Genomic DNA, 8,207 nt, shown 5'->3' with positions numbered 1-8,207 from the left:
GAATCGTGGAGAACCTGATTGCGCTGCTGATCGCGGCGCCCCTGCTCGGAGCGGCCGTCCTCCTGGTCGGCGGCCGCCGCCTGGACGCCGTAGGACACTGGGTCGGCACGCTCCTGTCGACGACGTCCTTCGTGTTCGGCGTGATCCTCTTCGCCGACCTGCTCGGCAGGAACGCCGACGACCGCACCCTGATGCAGCACCTGTTCACCTGGGTCCCGGTGGCCGGTTTCCAGGCGGACGTCACCTTCCGCCTCGACCAGCTGTCGATGACGTTCGTCCTGCTGATCACCGGCGTCGGTTCGCTCATCCACCTGTACTCGGTCGGGTACATGGAGCACGACGAGCGCCGCCGCTTCTTCGGCTATCTCAACCTGTTCCTCGCGGCGATGCTGCTGCTCGTCCTCGCCGACAACTACCTGCTGCTGTACGTCGGCTGGGAGGGCGTCGGCCTCGCGTCGTACCTGCTGATCGGCTTCTGGCAGCACAAGCCCAGCGCGGCGACGGCGGCCAAGAAGGCCTTCCTCGTCAACCGCGTCGGCGACATGGGCCTGTCGATCGCGATCATGCTGATGTTCACGACGTTCGGCACGTTCGCCTTCGGCCCGGTGCTCAGCCACGCCACCGACGCCTCCGAGGGCAGGCTGACCGCGATCGGCCTGATGCTGCTGCTCGCCGCCTGCGGCAAGTCCGCCCAGGTGCCGCTGCAGTCCTGGCTAGGGGACGCCATGGAGGGCCCGACCCCGGTCTCCGCCCTCATCCACGCGGCGACCATGGTGACCGCGGGTGTCTACCTCATCGTCCGCTCCGGAGCGATCTTCAACGCGGCCCCGGACGCCCAGCTCGTCGTCACCGTCGTCGGCGCCGTCACCCTCCTCTTCGGTGCGATCGTCGGTTGCGCGAAGGACGACATCAAGAAGGCCCTCGCCGGCTCGACCATGTCGCAGATCGGCTACATGGTCCTCGCAGCCGGCCTCGGACCGATCGGCTACGTCTTCGCGATCATGCACCTGGTGACGCACGGCTTCTTCAAGGCCGGGCTGTTCCTCGGCGCCGGCTCGGTCATGCACGGCATGAACGACGAGGTCGACATGCGCAAGTACGGCGGCCTGCGCAAGTACATGCCGGTCACCTTCATCACCTTCGGCCTCGGCTACCTCGCCATCATCGGCTTCCCGGGCCTGTCCGGCTTCTTCTCCAAGGACAAGATCATCGAGGCGGCGTTCGCCAAGGGCGGCACCGAGGGCTGGATCCTCGGCACCTGCGCCCTGGTCGGCGCGGCCATCACCGCGTTCTACATGACGCGCGTGATGCTGATGACCTTCTTCGGCGAGAAGCGCTGGCAGCCCGACGAGCACGGCCACGAGCCGCACCCGCACGAGTCCCCGAAGGTCATGACCATCCCGATGATCGTCCTGGCGATCGGCTCGGTCTTCGCCGGTGGCTTCTTCAGCATCGGCGACCGCTTCCTGCACTGGCTGGAGCCGATCACCGGCCACAGCGAGGGCGACTCCCCGCTCAGCGCGGCGACGGTCACCGGCGCCACCATGGTGTGCCTGATCATCGGCGTCGGCATCGCCTACCTCCAGTACGGCCGCCGTCCCGTCCCCGCCGTCGCCCCGCGCGGTTCGCTGCTCACCCGCGCGGCCCGCCGCGACCTCCTCCAGGACGACTTCAACCACGTCGTCCTGGTCCGTGGCGGCGAACACCTCACCCGCTCCCTTGTATATGTCGACCACACCCTGGTTGACGGGGTCGTCAACGGCACGGCGGCGGGCTTCGGCGGGCTCTCCGGCCGACTGCGCAAGCTGCAGAACGGCTACGCGCGCTCGTACGCGGTCTCGATGTTCGGCGGCGCTGCCCTCCTGGTCGCCGCGACCCTGCTGATGAGGGCGGTCTGATACCGATGTCCTTTCCTCTGCTGACAGCGACGGCGGTCCTCCCGGCCGTCGGCGCGGTCGCCACGGCAGCCGTACCGGCCGCCCGGCGCACCGCCGCCAAGTGGCTCGCACTGCTGGTCTCGCTCGCCACGCTCGCCCTGGCGATCGTCGTCATGGTCCGCTTCGACCCCGGCGGCGCCCGCTACCAGCTCACCGAATCCCACGCCTGGATCAGTGACTTCGGCGTCCGGTACGAACTGGGCGTGGACGGCATCGCGGTCGCCCTGCTCGCCCTGACCGCCCTGCTGATGCCGTTCATCATCCTGGCCGGCTGGCACGACGCCGACCCGCTGGAGACCGGCAGCAAGCGGTGGCGGCCCACCCAGGGCTTCTTCGCCCTGATCCTGGCCGTCGAGGCGATGGTGATCATCTCCTTCGAGGCCACCGACGTCTTCCTCTTCTACATCTTCTTCGAAGCCATGCTCATCCCGATGTACTTCCTCATCGGCGGCTTCGGGGACCGCGCCCACGCGCAGGGCGAGGAAGCGGCGTCGACGCAACGGTCGTACGCCGCAGTGAAGTTCCTCCTCTACAACCTGGTCGGCGGCCTGATCATGCTGGCCGCGGTGATCGGCCTCTACACGGTCGCCGGGAACTTCTCCCTCACCGAGATCGTGCAGGCCCGCGCGAACGGCACGCTGCACATGGCGACCAGCACCGAACGCTGGCTGTTCCTCGGCTTCTTCTTCGCCTTCGCGGTGAAGGCGCCGCTGTGGCCGCTGCACACCTGGCTGCCCAACGCCATGCAGGAGTCCACCGCCCCCGTCGCCGTCCTCATCACCGCGGTCGTCGACAAGGTCGGCACGTTCGCGATGCTCCGCTTCTGCCTCCAGCTCTTCCCGGAGGCGTCGAAGTGGGCGACGCCCACCATCCTCGTGCTCGCCCTGATCAGCATCATCTACGGCGCACTGCTCGCCGTAGGACAGCGCGACATCAAGCGACTGGTCGCCTACGCGTCCATCTCGCACTTCGGGTTCATCATCCTGGGCATCTTCGCGATGACCAGCCAGGGCCAGTCCGGCGCCACCCTCTACATGGTCAACCACGGCATCTCGACCGCCGCGCTGATGCTGGTCGCCGGCTTCCTGATCTCCCGGCGCGGCTCCCGGCTCATCGCCGACTACGGCGGCGTGCAGAAGGTCGCCCCGGTACTCGCCGGCACCTTCCTGATCGGCGGCCTGGCCACCCTGTCCCTGCCCGGACTCGCCCCCTTCGTGAGCGAGTTCCTGGTCCTGGTCGGCACGTTCACGCGCTACCCGGTGATCGGCATCATCGCCACCTTCGGCATCGTCCTCGCCGCGCTCTACACCCTCGTCCTCTACCAGCGGACGATGACGGGCCCGGTGAAACCGGCGGTCTCCTCGATGCCCGACCTGAAGCCACGCGAACTCCTCGTGGTCACCCCGCTGATCGTCCTGCTGATCTTCCTGGGCGTCTATCCGAAGCCCGTCACGGACATCGTCAACCCGGCGGTCAAGCAGACCATGTCGGACGTACACAAGACCGATCCGAAGCCCGCAGTGGAGGCGGCCAAGTGAGCGCAGTAGCCGTCCACAGCCTGTGGACAACCGCGGCCGAGCCGATCTCCAAGATCCCGGCACCGAAGATCGAATACGGACAGTTGTCGCCCACCCTGATCGTCGTCGGCGCGGCGATCGTCGGGGTGCTGGTCGAGGCGTTCGTCCCGCGCAAGTCGCGCTACTACGCCCAGGTGTTCGTCTCCGCCGTGGCCCTGTGCGCCGCCTTCGCGGCAGTCGTCGCCCTGGCCGCCGACGGATACGGCACCACCAAGGCACACATCGCCGCCATGGGCGCCATCGCCGTCGACGGACCGTCCCTGTTCCTGCAGGGAACGATCCTGCTGGCCGGCCTCGTCGGCCTGTTCACCTTCGCCGAACGCCGCCTCGACCCCGAGGCCCACGGCAACCGCGTCGACTCCTTCGCCGCCCAGGCCGCCTCCGTGCCCGGCAGCGACAGCGAGCAGGCCGCGGTGAAGGCCGGCTTCACCACCACAGAGGTCTTCCCGCTCCTGCTCTTCGCCATCGCCGGCATGCTGGTGTTCCCCTCGGCCAACGACCTGCTGACGCTCTTCGTGGCCCTGGAGGTCTTCTCCCTCCCGCTCTACCTGCTGTGCGCCCTGGCCCGCCGCAAGCGCCTCATGTCACAGGAAGCCGCCGTCAAGTACTTCCTGCTCGGCGCCTTCGCCTCCGCGTTCACCCTGTTCGGCATCGCCCTCCTCTACGGCTACGCCGGCTCGGTGTCGTACGCCACCATCGCCCAGGTCGTCGACGGCTCCGTCACCAGCGTCGACCCGGCCCTCGCCGACACCATGGGCAACGACGCGCTGCTCCTGATCGGCGCCGCGATGGTCGTCATGGGCCTGCTCTTCAAGGTCGGCGCCGTCCCCTTCCACATGTGGACACCCGACGTCTACCAGGGCGCGCCCACCCCGGTGACCGGCTTCATGGCGGCCGCCACCAAGGTCGCCGCGTTCGGCGCACTCCTGCGACTGCTGTACGTCGTCCTGCCCGGCATGCGCTGGGACTGGCGGCCGGTCATGTGGGGCGTCGCGATCATCACCATGCTGGGCGGCGCGATCGTCGCGATCACCCAGACCGACATCAAGCGGCTCCTCGCGTACTCGTCGATCGCACACGCCGGATTCATCCTCGCCGGTGTCATCGCGACGTCGAAGGACGGCGTGTCGTCGGTCCTCTTCTACCTGGCCGCCTACTCCTTCGTGACCATCGGAGCGTTCGCCGTCGTCACCCTGGTGCGCGACGCGGGCGGCGAGGCGACCCACCTGTCCAAGTGGGCGGGGCTCGGCCGCCGCTCACCCCTCGTCGCAGCCGTCTTCGCCGTGTTCCTGCTGGCCTTCGCCGGTATCCCACTGACGTCCGGCTTCGCCGGGAAGTTCGCCGTCTTCAAGGCGGCGGCCGAGGGCGGCGCGGTCCCGCTGGTCGTGATCGGTGTGATCTCGTCGGCGATCGCCGCGTTCTTCTACATCCGCGTGATCGTGCTGATGTTCTTCAGCGAGCCCAGGCCCGAGGGCCCGACGGTCGCCGTGCCGTCACCGCTCACCATGGCGGCGATCGGCGTCGGCGTGGCGGTCACCCTGGTGCTCGGTGTGGCACCGCAGTACTTCCTGAACCTGGCGAGCCAGGCGGGAGTGTTCGTGCGCTGACCCGTCGTCCCGTACGGCCGCGGACCCCGGTTCCTCGCGGAGGAGCCGGGGTCCACGCGTGCGTGCCTGACCCGGGACCACGGGCCGGGACCACGGGCCGGGACCACGGCCGGGACTACGGGCACGTCACCGTCGGGTTCCACGGCGCGAACAGACCGCTCGGATTGTCCTTCCAGATCCAGGCGCGCAGCGTGTACACGGGCCCCGTGACACCCGGAACCGTCGTCGGCCCCTGGAACGACTGCCCGAACAGCGTGGGCGCGGTGGTCCCGGTGCCCGCTCGTACGATCCACTCCACCGCGACCAGGGCACGGCCGCCGCCGGCGTCGCTCTCGTAGAGGAGACCCGCGGGCTCGGCCGGGTCCAGACTGCCGAGGCCGGCGGTCCTGACGTAGTGGTAGCCCGCGCCTCCCTTGCCGTTCTGGGTGTCCTTGTCGCAGGTGTCGGACCGGGCGTACCCGTCCGTGACCGCGAACGGCTCGTACTGGTAGTCCGCCGTCGCCGTGTACGTCGGGGTCAGATCCGTCCACACGAACGGGTCGGGATCGGGGACGGGAGCCGCGTCGGCGGGCACCGCGGCCAGAGCGAACGGCACGGCAAGCGCCAGAGCGGCGCCGGCAGTGCGGGACCTGAGAGACATCCTGATGCTCCTTGGGGCGGAAGAGGCACGCGAACGCGGCGCCTCCGTACAACGCGGGCCTCCCCGGTCCCGCCCGTGCAGCATGGCCCGCGCGGCTTCCGGGCCGCCACGCGAAGACCGCCAAAGGGCTGAGGACACCGCCGGACGACAAAGGGCTGAGGACACCGCCGGACGGGGGAACCCCACATCCGCGCCCCTCCCGGGCGGGGGAACCCCGTACCCGTGCCCTCTCCCGGGCGGACAGCCTGTGGATAACTCCGGCGCTGTCGGTCCGGACCCCTATCGTGGTGGCAGTGGTCGACGGACGACGTACGGGGGGCACGACGATGGGCGGGACAGGCGGAACCGACGAGATGCCAGGGACGACCGAGACCCCGGGGGCGCAACAGACGCCCGGACCGGCGGACAGCGAGGCACTGGCCACGCTGCACCGGGTCTTCGGGTACGACGCCTTCCGGGGCGAGCAGCAAGCGATCATCGAGCATGTGGTGGCGGGTGGCGACGCCGTCGTCCTCATGCCGACCGGCGGCGGAAAATCACTGTGCTACCAGATCCCCGCCCTGGTCAGACCCGGTACGGGCATCGTGGTCTCACCGCTCATCGCCCTCATGCAGGACCAGGTGGACGCCCTGCGCGCCCTCGGCGTCAACGCCGGGTTCGTCAACTCCACCCAGGACTTCGACGAGCGGCGCGTGGTGGAGGCCCAGTTCCTCGCGGGCGAACTCGACCTGCTCTATCTCGCCCCCGAGCGGCTCCGGCTGGACTCCACACTCGACCTGCTCACCCGTGGCAAGATCGCCGTCTTCGCCATCGACGAGGCGCACTGCGTCTCCCAGTGGGGCCACGACTTCCGGCCCGACTACCTCGCCCTGTCCCTCCTCGGCGAGCGCTGGCCCGACGTCCCGCGCATCGCGCTCACGGCCACCGCCACCCACGCCACCCACGAGGAGATCACCCAGCGGCTGCACATGCCGGCCGCCCGGCACTTCGTGGCCAGCTTCGACCGGCCCAACATCCAGTACCGCATCGTCCCCAAGGCCGACCCCAAGAAACAGCTCCTCACCTTCCTCCGCCAGGAACACGACGGCGACGCGGGCATCGTCTACTGCCTGTCCCGCAAGTCCGTCGAGTCCACGGCCGAATTCCTGACCCGAAACGGCATCGACGCCGTCCCCTACCACGCCGGCCTCGACGCGGGCACCCGCGCCACCCACCAGTCCCGCTTCCTGCGCGAGGACGGCCTGGTCGTCGTCGCCACCATCGCCTTCGGCATGGGCATCGACAAACCCGACGTCCGCTTCGTCGCCCACCTCGACCTGCCCAAATCCGTCGAGGGCTACTACCAGGAGACCGGCCGCGCCGGCCGCGACAGCCTGCCCTCCACCGCCTGGATGGCCTACGGCCTCAACGACGTCATACAGCAGCGCAAGCTCATCCAGTCCGGCGAGGGGGACGAGGCCTTCCGCCGCCGCGCCCAGGCCCACCTCGACTCCATGCTCGCCCTGTGCGAGACCGCCCAGTGCCGCCGCGGGCAGCTCCTGAACTACTTCGGCCAGGACCCCGACCCGGCGGGCTGCGGCAACTGCGACACCTGCCTCACCCCGCCCGAGACCTGGGACGGCACCGTCGCCGCCCAGAAGGTCCTCTCCACCGTGGTCCGGCTCCAGCGCGAACGCGGACAGAAGTTCGGCGCCGTCCAGATCGTCGACATCCTGCTCGGCAAGCGCACGGCGAAGGTCATCCAGTTCGACCACGACCAGCTGTCAGTCTTCGGCATCGGCACCGACCTCGACGAAGGCGAATGGCGGGGCGTCGTCCGGCAGCTGCTCGCCCAGGGGCTGCTCGCTGTCGAGGGCGAGTACGGCACCCTGGTGCTGACCGAGGCCAGCGGGACGGTACTGCGGCGCGAGCGGGAGGTCCCGCTGCGGAAGGAGCCGGAGAAGCCGGCGGTCTCACGGGCGGCCGGGGGCTCCGGGTCCACCGGGTCCACCGGCAAGGGCAAGGCGAAGGCGGCCGTGGCAGCGCTGCCCGAGGAACTGCTCCCCGCCTTCGAGGCCCTGCGCGCCTGGCGTGCCGAGCAGGCCCGTGAACAGGGCGTACCCGCCTACGTGATCTTCCACGACGCCACCCTGCGGGAGATCGTCAGCCGGTGGCCCGAGTCCATCGCGGAACTCGCCACCGTCGGTGGCGTCGGCGAGAAGAAGCTCATGACGTACGGAGAGGGCGTACTCGGGGCGCTGGCCGCCCTGAAGACACCTACCGCCCCGGCTCCGACCGCCCCGGCTCCGACCGCGCCGGCTCCGACCGCGCCGGCTCCGACCGCCCAGGCTCCGGCGGCGCCGGAGGGCGGGTACGAGGACCACTGGCCCGAGATGGACGCGGAGCCGGAACCGGAGGACTGGATATAGGGCACGCGGTGGCGGGGGAGCCGCTCACGGCCCCCTCG

Annotated in this window: 5 protein-coding genes; 4 read left to right on the top strand and 1 reads right to left on the bottom strand. The window is 69.7% G+C overall.

Going from position 1 to position 8,207, the window contains the following annotated elements; translation table 11 throughout:
* Positions 1-5: 5 nt before the first annotated feature.
* From nuoL to nuoN, 3 genes are read left to right on the top strand one after another with little or no spacing between them, the layout of a single operon-like run.
* Positions 6-1,898, top strand: coding sequence for an NADH-quinone oxidoreductase subunit L (nuoL, locus tag ACFWPS_RS16525; protein ID WP_383705521.1), 1,893 nt, complete (start codon positions 6-8; stop codon positions 1,896-1,898).
* A 5-nt stretch (positions 1,899-1,903) separates the two neighbouring features.
* On the top strand, positions 1,904-3,475 hold the full coding sequence (locus ACFWPS_RS16520) for an NADH-quinone oxidoreductase subunit M (protein WP_383705519.1): 1,572 nt from the start codon (positions 1,904-1,906) through the stop codon (positions 3,473-3,475).
* Positions 3,472-5,121, top strand: coding sequence for an NADH-quinone oxidoreductase subunit NuoN (gene nuoN, locus ACFWPS_RS16515; RefSeq protein ID WP_383705517.1), 1,650 nt, complete (start codon positions 3,472-3,474; stop codon positions 5,119-5,121). The genes ACFWPS_RS16520 and nuoN overlap by 4 nt, the downstream gene beginning before the upstream one ends.
* Before the next feature lie 115 nt (positions 5,122-5,236).
* Here nuoN and ACFWPS_RS16510 read toward each other — a convergent pair whose 3' ends face one another.
* Positions 5,237-5,761, bottom strand: coding sequence for a hypothetical protein (locus tag ACFWPS_RS16510; RefSeq protein ID WP_383705515.1), 525 nt, complete (start codon positions 5,759-5,761; stop codon positions 5,237-5,239).
* A 326-nt stretch (positions 5,762-6,087) separates the two neighbouring features.
* Here ACFWPS_RS16510 and recQ point away from each other — a divergent pair, with 326 nt between their 5' ends.
* Positions 6,088-8,169 carry a DNA helicase RecQ gene (recQ, locus tag ACFWPS_RS16505; RefSeq protein ID WP_383705727.1) on the top strand — a complete coding sequence of 694 codons (2,082 nt, stop codon included), beginning with the start codon at positions 6,088-6,090 and terminating at the stop codon, positions 8,167-8,169.
* Positions 8,170-8,207 lie beyond the last annotated feature (38 nt).

The organism is Streptomyces sp. NPDC058457 (assembly GCF_042720695.1).
GTDB lineage: Bacteria > Actinomycetota > Actinomycetes > Streptomycetales > Streptomycetaceae > Streptomyces.
The sequence above is the reverse complement of the archived record's forward strand: the minus strand, read 5'-3'. Positions and strand labels throughout refer to the sequence as shown.